Source organism: Shimia sp. W99 (genome assembly GCF_053851455.3).
This window is the reverse complement of sequence record NZ_JBSQBU020000001.1, coordinates 3334561-3350922: the sequence shown is the minus strand read 5'-3', so window position 1 is coordinate 3350922 and position 16362 is coordinate 3334561. Positions and strand designations below refer to the sequence as shown.

The window sequence follows — 16362 nt, the reverse complement described above, 5'->3', positions numbered from 1 at the left end:
ACATTCGCCAAGGAGTCCACCCATGGACATCAAGACCATCAACGCGCAAATCTCGGTCTCTCCCCAGATCGCCCCCTCGGACCTCAAGGGCATCGCCGCTGCGGGTTTCCGCTCGGTGATCTGCAACCGCCCCGATGGCGAGGCCGCGGACCAGCCCACCTTTGAAGAGATCGAAAGCGCCGCCAGGGACGCGGGGCTTGAAACCCGCTACCTGCCCATCGTCGCGGGCAAGGTCCAGGACGAAGACGCGGATGATTTCGGCAATGCGCTTCTGGAACTGCCCGGACCGGTCTTTGCCTATTGCCGCACCGGCACGCGCTCGGCGACGCTCTGGTCTCTGTCGCAGGCCAAAACAATGGCGCCCGCCGACATCCTCGCGGCGACCAAGGCCGCAGGCTACGACATGGCCGGTGTGGTCCGTCGCATCGTGAATGGCGGCAAAACGCCGACCGACACCGCCGACGCGGCTTTTGACGTGGTGATCGTGGGCGGGGGGGCCGCAGGCATCGCCGTGGCATCATCGCTTCTGTCGCGCAAACCGGGCCTGGACGTGGCCATCATCGACCCGGCGGACATCCACTATTATCAGCCCGGCTGGACCATGGTCGGCGGCGGCGTGTTCGACGCCGAAACCACGGCCAAGACCATGGGCTCGCTGATCCCCTCGGGTGTGCACTGGCTCAAATCCGCCGTTGCCGCCTTTGAGCCCAAGGACAACGCCGTCATCCTCGATGGCTGCCGCGTGGTGAAATACAACCGGCTTGTCGTCTGTCCGGGGCTAAAGCTCGACTGGCACAAGGTCGACGGGCTTGTCGAAACCCTTGGCAAGAACGGCGTCACCTCGAATTACCGCTATGACCTCGCGCCTTACACGTGGGAGCTGGTCAAGGGGCTGAAAAAGGGCCGCGCGCTCTTTACCCAGCCCCCTATGCCGATCAAATGCGCCGGGGCACCGCAAAAGGCCATGTACCTTTCGGCCAGCAACTGGGAACGCATGGGCGTGCTCAAGGATATCGACGTTCAGTTCATGAACGCCGGTGGCGTGCTCTTTGGCATCAAGGACTATGTCCCGGCCCTGATGGACTATGTCGAACGCTACAGCGCCGATCTCAACTTCTTCCACAACCTTGTTGCCGTGGATGGCCCGGCCAAGACCGCGACCTTCGCGGTGAACAAGCCCGACAGCGATCCCGAAACCGTGACGGTCGAGTTCGACATGATGCACGTCACCCCGCCCCAGACCGCGCCCGACTTTATCCGGGTCTCGCCCCTCGCGGACGAAGCGGGCTGGATCGACGTGGACCAGTCGACGCTGCGCCACAAGGAATACGACAACATCTGGTCACTCGGGGACGTGATGAACGCCCCCAACGCCAAAACCGCCGCCGCCGCCCGTGTTCAGGCGCCGATCGTGGCCGAGAACCTTGTTGATGACATTGACGGCAAATCGCCCACCGCGATCTATAACGGCTACGGCTCCTGCCCGCTCACGGTGGAACGCGGCAAGATCGTTCTGGCCGAGTTCGGCTATGGCGGCACGCTGCTGCCGTCCTTTCCGAAATGGCTGATCGACGGCACCAAACCAACCCGCGCGGCCTGGGTGCTCAAGGAACAGATCCTGCCGCCCGTCTACTGGAAGGCAATGCTGCGCGGCAAGGAATGGATGGCCAAGCCCGAGAAGGTTAGCGCGAGCTAAAGCCGGGCAACGCCCGACCGAGGGTGGGCGCCTCCGACCTCTGACAAGAGCGCTTTATCGCGCCGGGTTCTGCACGCGTGATATCTGTCAAAACGCTGCATAAGCGCCCGCCCGTGGGGCGGTCGGGCGCTGCCCGGCGGCGCGCAAGTGCGCCTTGATTCCGGGCTGGGGTTCTCACCCCTTCTCCCCATACAACCACCGCATATCCGGCCCCTCGACCGTGTACATATGCACCCAGATATAGGCGTGCTGGAACGCCGCCACGATCAAGGCCTGCCACGATCCACAGACCAGCGCGAACCCCCACAGCCCCATGAAGCCAAACGTGTACATGGCGTTCTGTGACCAGCCGAACGCGCCCTCCCGCACGATCGGCATCCGGCGGAAATGCTCATAGAAATGATCCCCGCCCAGCGCCCGCTCAAAGCTGAAATAGCGCTTCACGCTATACATCGTGTATCCCGCCAGCCCCAGCAGCACGACGCCCAGCCCCACGCTCGCCCATAAGGGCCACCCCAACGATCCGCGATCCAAGATCGCCACGATCAACACCGACACGGGCCGCGCGATCAGGAAGGGAAAGAACATCCAGCCCCAAACCTGCAGGTCGCGCTTGGCCAAGAGCCGCGACATCAGCGACAGGTGCAATTGCGTCCGAAAGATCATCGCCACCATGACCTGATGCACCACCGCCAGCCACACCGACACCCAGGCCCAGGTCACGCTGTCCATCCACAGGAACCGGCCCGTGCCGGTCTCGCCCTGCAGAAACCACGCCACCCCGGCCAGCAGGAATACCAACTGGATCAGGTGCTGCCCCTGCCCCTCGAAAAGCGCACGCCAGCCGCTCTTGGCGCGAATGTCCTGCAATGTCGCCATGACCCCCTCCTTCAACCTGATTGAACGCGCGAAGCTGGCGCGGGTCAACGGCGCAAGTCTTGCCAAATCCTCAAGAACGCACCGTTAACAACCGCGATTTTGCCAAAACCGCGGAACCATACCGACGCAATACCGACGTGATACCGACGCAAAACCGAAGTCGATTTTTTCGCCTTTTCAAGGCATTAACCAGAACTTCGCTTGATTCCTGTTGCCAGGGGCAATTCTCTCGCGCGCCACCCCTTCACTTATTCCTAATTTTGAATATATAACATCGCAATGAATCGCCAGCATCGGAATCACCCATGTCCCTGCCCCGCCTGAGCCTTGCCCGTCTCGAACGCCACTTGCCGATCCTGCAATGGGCCAAAACCTATGACCGGGATACGCTGACCTCGGACGCGGTGGCCGCCGTGATCGTGACGATCATGCTGATCCCGCAATCGCTGGCTTATGCCTTGCTTGCGGGCCTTCCGGCAGAGATGGGGCTTTATGCCTCGATCCTGCCGCTGGTGGCCTATGCCATCTTCGGCACCTCGCGGGCACTGGCCGTCGGCCCGGTCGCCGTGGTCTCGCTGATGACGGCCGCCGCCGTCGGCAACCTCGCGCTGCAAGGCACCGCCGAATACGCCGCCGCCGCCATTGCGCTGGCCTTCATCTCGGGGTTGATCCTCACCGTGATGGGCCTCTTCCGCCTTGGATTCCTTGCCAATTTCCTCTCACACCCGGTGATCGCGGGCTTCATCACCGCCTCGGGCATCCTGATCGCCACCAGTCAGCTCAAGCACATCTTTGGCATCGACGCCCATGGCCACAGCCTGACCGCGCTGCTGCAATCACTCTATGCGCACCTGCCCGAAACCAATGTCATCACGCTTGTGATTGGCGTCGTCACCACCGGCTTCCTGTTCTGGGTCCGCAAGGGGCTGAAGCCGCTTCTGCTGGGCACCGGCATGAACTCACGGCTGGCCGATATCCTTGCCAAGGCCGGTCCCGTCGGCGCGGTTGCCGTAACCACGCTGGTGGTCTGGCTGTTCGGGTTGCAAAACCACGGCGTCCGCATCGTGGGCGAAGTCCCCACCGGCCTGCCGCCCCTGTCCCTGCCCAGCTTTTCCGCAGACATCTGGTCCTCGCTCTTTGTCTCCGCCCTGCTGATCTCGATCATCGGCTTTGTGGAATCGGTCTCGGTGGCCCAAACGCTCGCCGCCAAGAAACGCCAGCGCATCGTCCCGGATCAGGAACTTGTCGGCCTTGGCACCTCCAACATTGCCGCCGCGATTTCAGGCGGTTACCCGGTCACGGGCGGCTTTGCCCGCTCGGTCGTGAACTTTGACGCGGGCGCCGAAACCCCCGCCGCCGGGGCCTTTACCGCCATCGGCATTGCGCTCGCCGCACTCCTGCTCACACCGCTCCTGTTCTTCCTGCCCAAGGCCACGCTCGCCGCCACCATCATCGTCGCCGTGCTGTCCCTCGTGGACTTCTCGATCCTCAAGAAAACATGGGGTTATTCCAAGGTCGACTTCTCCGCCGTGGCCGCCACCATCCTCCTGACGCTGGGCTTTGGCGTCGAGGTCGGCGTATCCGCCGGGGTGATCCTGTCGATCGGCCTGTTCCTCTACAAGACGTCGCGCCCCCACGTGGCCGAAGTCGGCCTTGTTCCCGGCACGCAGCATTTCCGCAATATCCTGCGCCACAAGGTGAAAACCCATCACGAACTGGTCACGCTGCGCATCGACGAAAGCCTCTATTTCGCCAATGCGCGTTTCCTTGAGGATTACATCAACGATCGCGTCGCCTGTGACGAACCGATCAAGCACGTCGTGCTGATGTGCTCGGCAGTGAACGAGATCGACATGAGCGCGCTGGAAAGCCTTGAAGAGATCAACCACCGGCTCAAGGACATGGGGATTTCGCTGCACATGTCCGAGGTCAAAGGCCCGGTGATGGATCGCCTCAAGCGCAGTCATTTCCTTGATGACATGACCGGGCAGGTGTTCCTGTCGCAATATGACGCCTGGGCCGCGCTCACGCGGGGCAAGGCATCTGGTCTGGCGGCCCAGTAACGGGCCTTTGGCCCGTCGCCTGCGGCGGTTGAGTATTTCTGGCAAAATGAAGACGGGGCGTCAGTGCGCCGGGGCACCGGCGCGTTTGCGGCACGGGGCAAAGAGCGCTGCGAGGGCGAGGATCACGCCCGAGACCGTGGCGATCATGCCTGCCGCGCTGACCGCGTTGTCATGGCCCAGCCAGAGCGGGCCATAGCCCGCCAACACATAGCCCAGCACGGCGGAGAGGATGGCGAAGACCACGCTCCACGCGATCTGCACCTCGAGCTGATTGGTCATCAACCGCGCAGCGGCAGGCGGACAGATGAACATGGCGATCACGATGATCGAGCCCACCGCGTCAAAGGCGGCCACGGCGGCAATCGCCGCCACAATCACCAGCGCCAGCCCGATCCAGCCAGTGCGCATGCCCAGCGTCTGGGCAAAGCCCTCGTCAAAGGTGGACAGTTTCAGCGGCCGCCAGAACAACCATGTAAAGGCGCTCACCCCCAGCAACGTCACCGCGATACGGATCAGTTCCACGGGCAATCCGGCAAGGGCAATCGGGTCAAGCAGGCTTTCCCAGCCGACCGCGTCCAGCCAGATCAGGCTTTCGAGATTGCCGAAAAGCGCGTGTTCCACGTCAAGATGCACCGTCGACGTGTCGGATTGTTCCAAAAGCAGCACCCCGGCGGCAAACAGCGCCGTAAAGGTCAGCCCCATCGCCGCGCCGGGCTCGATCCGGCCCAGCCGACGGACCGCTTCGATCAGCACCACCGCCACGACCGAGGCCAGCGCCGCGCCGATCATCATCGGCCAGGCCGACACCGCGCCCGTGACCAGAAAGGCCACCACGATCCCCGGCAACACCACATGGCTGATCGCATCGCCAATCAGCGCCTGTTTGCGCAGCACGAGGAAGTTCCCCGGCAAAGCACAGGCCACCGCCGCAAAAATCCCGATCAGCATGGGCGTCAGCGACAGGGGGACAAACTCCGCACCACTCATGCCGTCATCCCCCTGGGTCCACCGATCCGGGTGTCGATTTCGGCAATCTGGTCCACGGTCAGCACGGTTTCAATCTCGCGCAGCCCGTCATAGAGCGCCGCCGCACTTTCAAACGCCTGATCCGCCCGCACCAGTTCCCAGCGCTTTTCATCGCGCAGTGCCTTGGCCGCGCGCGCCTTGCCTGCTTCGGTCGCCACGCCGTCCGGCTGGGCCAGCCCGGCCTTGCGCAGCAGGCGCAGCGTGTATTTTTCATAGATCGGCTGGCCTTGCGCCAGCGCCAGCAGCCCCTGGCGCATATGCACCCGACGCTGGAACCGCCCGTGGCGCAGCACCGCCGCCAGCACACCGCGATTGGGCGCGAGGAACATCGAGGCGGCAAACATGGCAAAACTCACCAGCACGATGATCGGCCCCGTCGGCAGCGCGGGCGCCGTGGCCGAAAGCGCCGCCCCAATCCACGCCGCCGCCCCACCACACAAGCCGGAGATCAGGACCACCCGATCGGTCCGATCGGTCCAGAACCGCGCCGTCACCGGCGGAATGATCAGCATCGCGACGATCAGGATCAGCCCAACGATCTTCAGCCCCACAACCGTCACCGCCATCGCAAGCCCCATGATGGCAAGGTCGATCCGGGCTACGTTCACGCCGCTTGAAGCGGCAAATTCCGGGTCGAACGCCACCAGCCCCATGGGCCGGCGCAACATCAGCACCAATGCCAGCGTCGCCGCGCCGCCCACGGCAATCACCACCGCGTCATTCCACAGCATCCCGGCGGTTGAGCCGAGCAGGAAGCCTTCCAAACCTGCGACACGGCCTGCGCTCATGGTCTGGATGACTGTCAAAAGCACGATGCCAAAGCCAAAGAACACCGACAAGACCGCGCCAATCGCGGCATCTTCGGCCAGCCGCGTGCGCCGGGTCAGCCAGTTCACGCACAAAAGCCCCAGCCCGGCAGAGACAGCCGACCCCAGAAGCAGGACAGGCAGGTTGCGCCCATCCCCGCCCAGCATCACCATGACGATAAAGGCCAGCCCGACCCCCGGCAGGGTGGCATGGCTGATCGCGTCGCTCACAAGCGCGCGTTTGCGCAGGTAAAGGAATGTGCCCGTCACCCCGGCGGCGACACCCAGAAAACAGGCGCCAATCGTCACCAGCGTGGCGTTGTAGCCGAGCTGCAGCGTCAGCGCGTCCCACAACATGGATCAGCTCGCGGCCAGCGCCAGTTGGTCGATCTGCCCGGTCGCCAACCGCCCGCCATAGGCGATGTCGAGGTTCTCGGGTGTGAAGGCTTCGGCAACCGAGCCTTCGGCAATCTTGCGGGTATTGATCATGAACACCCGGTCGAAATACTCGGTCACAGTGGCCAGATCGTGATGCACCGCCACCACCGTCTTGCCTTCTTCCCGCAGGCCCTTGAGCACGGCGATAATGGCTTTTTCCGTGGCCGCATCGACCCCGGCAAAAGGTTCGTCCAGCAGGTAGAGATCCGCGCCCTGTGCCAGGGCACGGGCAAGGAACACGCGCTGTTGCTGGCCGCCCGAAAGCTGGCCGATCTGACGCTCTGCAAAATCGGCCATTCCAACGCGTTCCAGACAGGCCATCGCGGTATCCCTGTGATGCGCGCGTACCCTGCGCAGCAGGCCCAACTCGCGGTAAAGCCCCATCAGGACCACATCGATCACTCGGGTCGGGAAATCCCAGTCCACACTTGCGCGCTGAGGCACATAGGCAATGCGGGCACGCTGCGCCGCCATCGGCTTGCCATAGACCGTCGCATGTCCGGCCAACGGCTTCACGATGCCCAAAGCGGCCTTGAGAAGGGTCGATTTGCCCGCGCCGTTGGGGCCGATAATCGCCGTCATCGAACCTTCTTCGATCGTCATATCGACCGAGAACACCACCGGCTTCTGGCCATAAGACACTGTCATGCCCCGGATCGCCAGCGGGCTCTCTTCCATGTTCGGCATGGTGGGCACAACGCCCTGATTTGCCGCCAGTTCAAGTGTCATGGTCAAAACCCTGCCGACAGTTTGCCGTGCATGCCGCGCTCGGGCGCGGATCCGCCCAACGCATTGGCAATCACGGTCACGTTGTGATCGATCATTCCGATATAGGTGCCTTCATAGGTACCGTCAGGCCCCATCGCGTCAGAAAACAACTCTCCGCCGATCAACACCTTATGGCCCTTTGACGCAGCCCCTTCGGCAAGTGCGCGGATCGACCGGTCCGAGACCGAGCTTTCCACGAACACCGCGCTGATTTTCCGCGCGACCAGCATATCGACAAGCTCCCCGATCCGGTTCAACCCGGCTTCGGACTCGGTCGAAATGCCTTGAATACCCATGACCTCGAACCCGTAGGCCTGCCCGAAATAACCAAACGCATCATGCGCCGTCAGCAGAACCCGCGCCTCTTGCGGGACGGTCGCCAGTGTATCGACCGCATAGGCCCGCAGGGTTTTGAGTTCGTTAACCAGGGTGGCAGTATTCTCGGCAAATATCGCGGCCTGTTCCGGGGCCTTTTCGCTCAGCGCATCGCGGATACGCTCTGCGACCGTGATCCAAAGGCCCGGATCCATCCACACATGGGGGTCAAACTTGTCGGCATAATCGTCATGCCCACGCAACATTTCGCGCGGCAGCGTATCGGTCACGGCCACGACACTGCTGCGTTTTTCGAGCTTGTGGAAAAACTCTTCCATCTGCGCTTCGAGATACAGACCGTGCCACAGCACGAGATCCGCACGGGTCATCGCAACAATATCCGTGCGCGTCTGACGATAGGCATGCGGGTCTACCCCCGGCCCCATCAGCGCCTTGACCTCGACCAGATCACCGCCGATCCGGCGCGCGGTGTCCGCGATCATGCCGGTGGTCGCCACTACGGAAAGGGTGCCACCCGCCCAGACAGGCGCCGCCAGAGCCATCGCTCCGGCCAGTCCGGTACTCATAAATCCACGTCGCGAGAATCGCATGTCGACTCCTCTGGCTGCGTTTGAAATGAATATGAGAACCATTCGCAAGAAAGTCAACGCAATTGCGAATTATTTGCAAAAAGACTTTACCATATGGTCAAAATATCGCCGCTGACCGCACGCGAATGCTTGAAATGTTAGCGCCCGCATGACACGGTAGGGCCTGTTTTTCGCACAGGACGGACCCATGCAGACGCCCACCAAGACCGACGCTGACCACCAGCTGCCCACGGCGATCGAACCCCGCAATCCCGGCATGGCGCTGGATCTCGACTGGGTGCGCACCGCACAGGCCAACACCTCGGCCATCGAACGCCGCGCCAAGACCCTGCCGGGCCGCCGCTCGGTCAAGAAAGACCATCAGGCCGCGTGGCTCTGCCGGGCTATCTCCTGCATCGACCTGACCACGCTCTCTGGCGACGATACCGAGGGCCGCGTCCGCCGCCTGTGTGCCAAGGCCGCCCAACCAGTGCGCGCCGACATCCTTGAGGCGCTTGGCATGACCAGCCTCACCACCGGCGCGGTCTGCGTCTATCACGACATGGTGCCCACCGCCGTTGACGCCCTCTCGGGCACCGGCATCCCCGTCGCAGCTGTCTCCACTGGCTTTCCGGCGGGCCTTTCGCCCTTTCACCTGCGCGTCGCCGAGATCGGGGAAAGCGTCAAGGCCGGGGCCGAAGAGATCGACATCGTCATCACCCGCCGCCATGTCCTGCAGGGCAACTGGCAGGCACTCTATGACGAAATGGCCGCCTTCCGCGCCGCCTGCGGCGACGCTCATGTCAAAGCCATCCTCGCCACTGGCGAGTTGGGCACGCTCCGCAACGTCGCCCGCGCCAGCCTCGTCTGCATGATGGCGGGCGCCGATTTCATCAAGACCTCCACCGGCAAGGAAAGCGTCAACGCCACCCTGCCCGTCAGCCTCGTGATGATCCGCGCCATCCGCGACTACTATGACCGCACCGGCTATCGCGTCGGCTACAAACCTGCTGGCGGCATCTCCAAGGCCAAGGACGCGCTTGTCTATCTCTCTCTGATGAAAGACGAGTTGGGCGACCGCTGGCTGCAACCCGACCTTTTCCGCTTTGGCGCCTCCTCGCTTCTGGGCGACATCGAACGCCAGTTGGAACACCACGTCACCGGCCATTACTCGGCCTCCTACCGCCACGCCATGGGATAGCCGGACATGGAAGGGCGACCATTTGGAGAAATCTCGGCACGTATCAAGTGGCATCGAGAGTTTGTCGGAATGACACAATCGCAATATGCGGAAGCTATTGGTGCCAAGCGTGCGGCTCTAAACAATTGGGAGAGTGGGGCTTTCCGACTTTCTCTAGACGGAGCATTAAGTTTGAATCTGGTTTTCGGAATCTCCCTAGATTTCTTATATTTGGGCGACGCCGAAGTATTGCCAAAAACTCTTCGCTTGGCTTGGTTGAAGAGTGAATCGGAGCAGAAAACATGACCATCAAGGAAATCTTCGAGACCATGGACTACGGCCCCGCCCCCGAATCCGCCGCCGACGCGCTTGCCTGGATCGTCGACCAGGGCGCTGCCTTTGGTCAGTTCATCGACGGCGCATGGACCACCCCGCGCAAGGACTTCCAGTCGTCCAACCCCGCCAATGGCGAAACGCTGGCCGACCTGTCCCAAGCCACCGCAGACGAGGTCAACGCCGCCGTCGCCGCCGCCCGCAAGGCGCAACCCAAATGGGAAAAACTTGGCGGTCATGGGCGCGCGAAATACCTCTATGCCATCGCCCGCCTGCTGCAGAAACACAGCCGCCTCTTTGCTGTTCTGGAAACGCTCGACAACGGCAAACCGATCCGCGAAAGCCGCGATATCGACATCCCCCTCGCTCAGCGTCATTTCTACTATCACGCAGGTATGGCCCAGCTGATGGAGTCCGAGCTCCCCGACCAACAGGCCATCGGCGTCTGCGGTCAAATCATCCCGTGGAACTTCCCCCTGTTGATGCTCGCTTGGAAAATCGCGCCCGCGCTGGCCATGGGCAACACGGTGGTCCTGAAACCCGCCGAGTACACCTCGCTCACCGCCCTCTTGTTTGCCGACATCTGCACACAGGCCGGGCTGCCTGCCGGGGTGGTGAACATCGTCACCGGCGACGGCGCCGTGGGTGAAATGATCACCGCGCATGACGACATCGACAAGATCGCCTTCACCGGCTCCACCTCCGTGGGCCGCGCCATCCGCGCCGCCACCGCAGGCTCCGGCAAATCGCTCACGCTCGAACTGGGCGGCAAATCCCCTTACATCGTCTTTGACGACGCCGACATTGACTCCGCCATCGAGGGACTCGTCGACGCCATCTGGTTCAACCAGGGACAGGTCTGCTGCGCCGGGTCGCGCCTGCTGGTTCAGGAAGGCATCGCCGACCGCTTTCACGCGAAACTCAAATCCCGCATGGACGGGCTGCGCATCGGCAATCCGCTCGACAAGTGCATCGACGTGGGCGCGGTCGTGGACCCCTTCCAGCTCAAGACCATCACCGACATGGTGTCGTCCAACACCGAGGGCGAAACCTACCACGCCCGGATCGACCTGCCGGCCGAAGGCTGTTTCTATCCCCCGACGCTGATCACCGGTCTCGCCCCTTCGGCCCGCCTCATGCAAGAGGAAATATTCGGCCCGGTTCTGGTCTCCACGACCTTCCGCACCCCGTCCGAAGCGGTTCAGCTTGCCAATAACACCCGCTACGGCCTCGCTGCCTCGCTCTGGAGCGAGAACATCAACCTCGCGCTTGATGTGGCCCCGAAACTTGTCGCGGGCGTGGTCTGGATCAACGCCACCAATCTCTTTGACGCCGCCGCCGGCTTTGGCGGCGTGCGCGAAAGCGGCTTTGGCCGCGAAGGCGGCTGGGAGGGGCTCGCGGCCTACACCAAACCCAAAGGCAGCCCCAAACCCCTCAAACCCATCGAGGCGCTCACGGGTGACAAAGGCCCGTCCGATCCCCTCGATCGAACGGCCAAGCTTTATGTCGGCGGCAAACAGGCACGTCCCGACGGCGGCTATTCCCAGACCATCTATGGCAAATCCGGCAACATCCTCGGACAGGCCCCGATCGCCAACCGCAAGGATGTCCGCAACGCCGTCGAGGCCGCGCAGGCCGCCAAAGGCTGGTCCGGCACCACCGGCCACCTGCGCGCGCAGATCCTCTACTACATCGCCGAAAACCTTTCGGCCCGCGCCGACGAATTCGCGCACCGGATCAACACGCTCACCGGCGGACGTTCCGGCGCGAAAGAAGTCGACGCCGCCGTCAGCCGCCTCTTCACCTACGCGGCATGGGCCGACAAATATGATGGGCAGGCGCATGGCGTCCCGATCCGCGGCGTCGCGCTGGCAATGAAAGAACCGGTCGGCGTGATCGGCGCCTTCTGCCCCGATGACGCCCCGCTCCTTGGCCTCGTCTCCCTCATGGCCCCGGCCATCGCCATGGGCAACCGCACCATCCTCGTGGCCTCCGAGCCTTTCCCGCTGGCGGCGACTGATTTCTACCAGGTGCTGGAAACCTCGGATGTCCCGGCAGGCGTGGTCAACATCCTCACCGGCTCCCATAGCGATCTGGCCAAGCCGCTCGCGGGCCACATGGATGTTGATGCGGTCTGGTCCTTCTCCTCGACCGACCTTGCAAAAACCATCGAGCGCGAAAGCGCCCATAACCTCAAACGCACATGGGTCAACAACGCCACTCAGCGCGACTGGTTTGGACCCACAGGCGAAGGCCGCGCCTTCCTACAGGCCGCCACCGAGGTCAAGAATATCTGGATCCCCTACGGCGAATAACGAAAAAACAGGGCGGCCCAACGCGGACCGCCCCCTCTTCATTTTGCCAGAAATACTCCGGGGGAGTCCCGCAGGGACGGGGGCAGCGCCCCCTCACACCCCCTCGGGCTTGCCGACCACCACGAACATGAGGGTTTCGGGGTCCAACAGGTCGCGCGCCACGCGGTTCACATCCTCCAGCGTCACGGCGTTCACTTTGTCATTGCGCGTCACCATGTAGTCGATCGGCATGTCATCGACCTGCATGCCCACCATGATCTTGGCAATCGAACCATTCCCGTCAAACCGCAGCGGATAGGCCCCGGTCAACAATGCCTTGGCCGCGTCCAGCTCTTCCGCCGTCACGCCCTCGGACGATATCTTGGCCCATTCCTCCCGGATCACGGCAATCGTTTCCCCGATCCGGTCATTGGCCGACGCAACGCTTCCGAGGTAAAGATTGGCAAGGTCTCTCGGCACAAGATAGGAGTAGATTCCGTAAGTCAGCCCGCGTTTCTCGCGCACCTCGGTCATGAGACGGCTCTCGAAACCGCCCCCGCCAAGGATCGTGCTCAGAAGGTAGGCGGCAAAAAAATCCGGGTCATCGCGATGCATGCCAGCCTGCCCGAAAATCGCGACCGACTGCGGTGTGTCAAAATCCACCACCTCGACCGTTCCCGTGATCTGCGGGCTGGCCTGCCCCGGCATCGCGGCCCCGGTCTCGGGCAGGTCGCCCAGAAGACGGTCCAGCAGCGGCCCCAGTTCTTCGGCCGTGATATCGCCCACGGCCGACACGTACATGCGATCCTTGGCCAGCGCGCCTCGGTGGGCCGCCACGATGTCCGCCCGGCTCAGCGCCGAAACGCTTTCAAGCGTGCCGTTCTCATCTGACCCATAAGGATGATCCCCGAAGACCAGCGCATTGAATCGCGCGCTCGCAATCTTGTCCGGGTCCTTCAGGCTTGATCGGATTCCACTCAGCACCTGTTTGCGCACCCGCTCCAACGCGGTTTCGGGAAAGCTCGGCGCGACCAGCGACAGGCGCAGCAGTTCAAGTGCCTCGTCCCGGTTTTCGCTCAGCACCCGCGCCGAAATCGCCACCGCATCGTCGCCACTGTCATAGCCGAACTGCGCCGCCAGCGACTCGCCTGCTTTGGCAAACCCCTGCGCATCAAGCTCCCCGGTGCCCTCTTCCAGCAATCCCACCATCAGGTTGGTTGCCCCGCGCTTGCCCGGCGCATCAAGCGACGTACCGCCCTTGAAGCGGATTTCCAGCGCCATGAAGGGGATCGACGGTTCTTCGACAAGCCATGCCTTGATCCCGCCGGGCGAGGTCACTTCCTTGATCGCGATTTCCGCCATCGCCGGGACCGCCGCCATACACGCCACGAAACTCAGAACAAAGCGCATCATTGCGTCACCTCTTCCTCGGTCATCAGCCAGCCGGTCACGGAGTTTTTCTTCTCGAAAACGGCCCGTGCAGCGGCGACAATCTCTTCTCCCGTCACCGATTGCAGGATCTCGGGCCATTCCTGAATATCGGCAATCGTCAGCCCCGAAGTCAGCGCCCGCCCATAGCGATTGGCCAACCGGCCCACGTCGTCGCGTTCATAAATCTGCGCCGCCCGAAGCTGCATCTTGATCCGCTCAAGCTGCTCTGCATCCACCCCGGTCTCAAGGAACTCGACCACCGCCGCGTCCATTGCGTCTTCCGCCTCTTGCAGGGACACGCCGGGCACCGGCACTACGGTCAGGTTAAAGGTGGTCCGATCCAGCGACACGCCGCTGTACCATGCGCCGGAATAAACGCTCAACTTCTGTTCGAACTGCAGTTTCTGGTTCAGAACCGAGGTCGTCCCGCCCCCCAGTATCTCCCCCAGCAACGTCAAAGCCGCCGCCTGTCGCTGATCGCCGGGATTGCGCTCCGGGGCCAGATAAGAGCGCGTCACATAGGGCTGCGCGACGCGCGGATCGGTATAAACCATGCGCCGGGGTGTGGTCTGGGGCGGTTCCTGCGGGCGCGCTCGTTCGGGCAGCTCAGAATTGGCGGGGATCACGCCATAATACTGCTCGGCCAGCGCCTTCACCGCGTCTGGCTCCACATCCCCCGCCACGATCAGAATGGCATTGTTGGGGGCGTAGTAGGTGCCGTAGTACTCCAGCGCGTCCTGCAATCCGAGTTGTTCCATCTCGTGCCGCCAGCCTATGATCGGCACGCCGTAGCGATGGTTGTAATACTGAACCGCCCCCATCTGTTCCCGAAACAGCGCGCCGGGGCTGTTCTCGACCCGCATGTTGCGTTCTTCGATGATCACGTCGCGCTCGGTCAGAATTTCTTCCTCACCCAGACGGATATTGACCATCCGGTCGCTTTCCATCTTCATCATCAGTTCCAGGCGATCCGCCGCAACCCGCTGAAAATAGGCAGTATAGTCATAGCTGGTAAAGGCGTTGTCGCGCCCGCCCTGAGCCGCAACCGTGGCCGAAAATTCGCCCGGCTCAAGTGTATCGGTGCCCTTGAACAGCAGGTGTTCAAGGAAATGCGCCACACCCGAGACACCGGGCTTTTCATCTGCGGACCCGGCGCGATACCAAACCATATGCACCACAACAGGCGCGCGATGATCCTCGACCACGACCACCTGCATCCCGTTATCCAGCGTGAAATCCGTGACCAGATCATTGGCCCAGACAGGCACGGCGCACAACGCCACCCCAAGGGCCAAAGCCAAGCTTCGCAACATGAACACACTCCCGGTTTTTGATGTCTCGGGGGAATAGTTACGCCCGCTGCGCCCCGCTGCAAGGGCACAAACGAAGATGTGAGATGACGATTTGCGTTAGACTCAGGATCCCGGCGGCGCCGCAGGCGTCTTGGCCCCGGCTTTACGCCAGCGCCACCACTCGGGGTAATAGTCGAGGTGCTCGCGCTTGTAGATCTCGTTATAGCGATCTTCTTTCACGATGCGGATGTTGGTGAACCGGCCGCGCTTGCGCCGGAATTCCGCGTCCTCGGCCCCGACGGTCTGACGGATATTGCCATCCCGCCCCTTGCGCGAGGCATAGTTGACCAGCGCCCCGTCCGAACTGCCGATCCCTTGCGTGTTGTTGCGCGCCTTGGCCGATCCGCCCAGCGCCACCGCCGCGTCCCCAAGCGGGTCCTGGTCGGTGATGTTGCCTTGCCCCGGTGTCGGTGCCGGCAGGGCAGCGTAATCCTTGGGCTGGGTGAGGGGTTTGCCGGGAACGATACGGAACTCGTCAGGTCCTTCGCCGTTGGAACTCAGCACGCGAACGCCCTTGTCACTGCCGCACGCGGCAAGACCCAGAACCAAACCGATCATAAGCACATGCCGCAAACGCATGGCATACCTCCTGCAACCTCGGGCCAAGCTTTACCGCATCGTCACGGCAAGGTCACGCCTCTCTTTTGCTCCCGCCGAAAAACACCAGCCCCAAGGCCCCGGCAAAAATCCACACATCCGCAAGGTTGAAGGCAAAGGGATTGTCGATCCCGCAACAGGACATGTTCAGGAAATCGGCGACGGCCCCGTAAAGCAGCCGGTCAACCACGTTGCCGATCGCCCCCCCGATCAGCAACCCGGCACTGATCATGCCCCATTTGCCCGGCGGATCACGCCGCACCCAGAACAGCACAAAGGCCGACACGGCAAGCGCGACACCGATCAGCACCCAGCGCGCGGTATCCGCGCTGTTGGCAAACAGGCCGAAATTGATGCCCTCATTCCACGCCATCGTGAACCGCAACAGCGGCGGCAGCACGTCGATGAACAGCACTTCCCGCAGGTTCAGCATATGCACCACGGCATATTTGCTCGCCTGATCGGTGATAAAGGCCCAGAATCCGGCCCAGAACACCAAACGCATACGCGCCCCCTTTCTGCCTCTCTGCGAAACGGTGTGCCCCTTGTTTTCAGGGGCTTACACCTTGAACTGTGCGGCCCGCCCCGGCGCAG

General features: G+C 62.6%; 14 protein-coding genes. 5 read left to right on the top strand and 9 right to left on the bottom strand.

The genetic code is table 11. From position 1 onward, the window contains the following. Positions 1 to 22 precede the first annotated feature (22 nt). A complete protein-coding gene (locus ACS3QZ_RS16270; RefSeq protein WP_456038784.1) occupies positions 23 to 1696 on the top strand; it encodes a bifunctional protein tyrosine phosphatase family protein/NAD(P)/FAD-dependent oxidoreductase in 1674 nt (557 codons plus the stop codon). 174 nt (positions 1697 to 1870) lie between these two features. Here ACS3QZ_RS16270 and ACS3QZ_RS16265 read toward each other — a convergent pair whose 3' ends face one another. Further along, positions 1871 to 2575 carry a methyltransferase gene (locus ACS3QZ_RS16265; protein ID WP_456038783.1) on the bottom strand — a complete coding sequence of 235 codons (705 nt, stop codon included), beginning with the start codon at positions 2573 to 2575 and terminating at the stop codon, positions 1871 to 1873. 305 nt (positions 2576 to 2880) lie between these two features. Here ACS3QZ_RS16265 and ACS3QZ_RS16260 point away from each other — a divergent pair, with 305 nt between their 5' ends. Continuing rightward, positions 2881 to 4638, top strand: a complete 1758-nt coding sequence (locus ACS3QZ_RS16260; RefSeq protein ID WP_456038782.1) for a SulP family inorganic anion transporter — start codon at positions 2881 to 2883, stop codon at positions 4636 to 4638. 60 nt (positions 4639 to 4698) lie between these two features. Here ACS3QZ_RS16260 and ACS3QZ_RS16255 read toward each other — a convergent pair whose 3' ends face one another. The 4 genes from ACS3QZ_RS16255 to ACS3QZ_RS16240 are packed head-to-tail and all read right to left on the bottom strand — an operon-like array spanning position 4699 to position 8602. Next, the gene (locus ACS3QZ_RS16255) at positions 4699 to 5625 is read right to left on the bottom strand and encodes a metal ABC transporter permease (protein WP_456038781.1); all 927 of its coding nucleotides are present in this window, start codon (positions 5623 to 5625) and stop codon (positions 4699 to 4701) included. Next, positions 5622 to 6827, bottom strand: coding sequence for a metal ABC transporter permease (locus ACS3QZ_RS16250; protein ID WP_456038780.1), 1206 nt, complete (start codon positions 6825 to 6827; stop codon positions 5622 to 5624). Before ACS3QZ_RS16250 ends, ACS3QZ_RS16255 begins: the two co-directional genes overlap by 4 nt. 3 nt (positions 6828 to 6830) lie before the next feature. Further along, positions 6831 to 7637 (bottom strand): metal ABC transporter ATP-binding protein, encoded by an 807-nt coding sequence (locus tag ACS3QZ_RS16245; protein ID WP_456038779.1) that lies wholly within the window; start codon positions 7635 to 7637, stop codon positions 6831 to 6833. 2 nt (positions 7638 to 7639) lie between these two features. After that, positions 7640 to 8602, bottom strand: a complete 963-nt coding sequence (locus ACS3QZ_RS16240) for a metal ABC transporter solute-binding protein, Zn/Mn family (protein ID WP_456038778.1) — start codon at positions 8600 to 8602, stop codon at positions 7640 to 7642. 187 nt (positions 8603 to 8789) lie between these two features. Here ACS3QZ_RS16240 and deoC point away from each other — a divergent pair, with 187 nt between their 5' ends. Genes deoC through ACS3QZ_RS16225 form a run of 3 tightly spaced genes read left to right on the top strand, consistent with a single transcriptional unit; the run spans position 8790 to position 12409 of the window. After that, positions 8790 to 9782: a deoxyribose-phosphate aldolase gene (deoC, locus tag ACS3QZ_RS16235; RefSeq protein ID WP_456038777.1), complete on the top strand. Its 993-nt coding sequence runs from the start codon at positions 8790 to 8792 to the stop codon at positions 9780 to 9782. Positions 9783 to 9788: 6 nt separating this feature from the next. After that, positions 9789 to 10067 (top strand): helix-turn-helix transcriptional regulator, encoded by a 279-nt coding sequence (locus ACS3QZ_RS16230; RefSeq protein ID WP_456038776.1) that lies wholly within the window; start codon positions 9789 to 9791, stop codon positions 10065 to 10067. After that, positions 10064 to 12409, top strand: a complete 2346-nt coding sequence (locus tag ACS3QZ_RS16225; protein ID WP_456038775.1) for an aldehyde dehydrogenase family protein — start codon at positions 10064 to 10066, stop codon at positions 12407 to 12409. The genes ACS3QZ_RS16230 and ACS3QZ_RS16225 overlap by 4 nt, the downstream gene beginning before the upstream one ends. A 93-nt stretch (positions 12410 to 12502) precedes the next feature. On the opposite strand, the gene ACS3QZ_RS16220 is transcribed toward ACS3QZ_RS16225, so the two are convergent. From ACS3QZ_RS16220 to lspA, 4 genes are all read right to left on the bottom strand, one after another. Further along, positions 12503 to 13801, bottom strand: a complete 1299-nt coding sequence (locus tag ACS3QZ_RS16220) for a M16 family metallopeptidase (RefSeq protein ID WP_456038774.1) — start codon at positions 13799 to 13801, stop codon at positions 12503 to 12505. Then, positions 13798 to 15132, bottom strand: a complete 1335-nt coding sequence (locus ACS3QZ_RS16215; RefSeq protein WP_456038773.1) for a M16 family metallopeptidase — start codon at positions 15130 to 15132, stop codon at positions 13798 to 13800. Before ACS3QZ_RS16215 ends, ACS3QZ_RS16220 begins: the two co-directional genes overlap by 4 nt. Positions 15133 to 15234: 102 nt before the next feature. Next, positions 15235 to 15750, bottom strand: coding sequence for a DUF3035 domain-containing protein (locus ACS3QZ_RS16210; RefSeq protein WP_456038772.1), 516 nt, complete (start codon positions 15748 to 15750; stop codon positions 15235 to 15237). A gap of 52 nt (positions 15751 to 15802) precedes the next feature. Then, positions 15803 to 16273, bottom strand: a complete 471-nt coding sequence (lspA, locus tag ACS3QZ_RS16205; RefSeq protein WP_456038771.1) for a signal peptidase II — start codon at positions 16271 to 16273, stop codon at positions 15803 to 15805. Positions 16274 to 16362 lie beyond the last annotated feature (89 nt).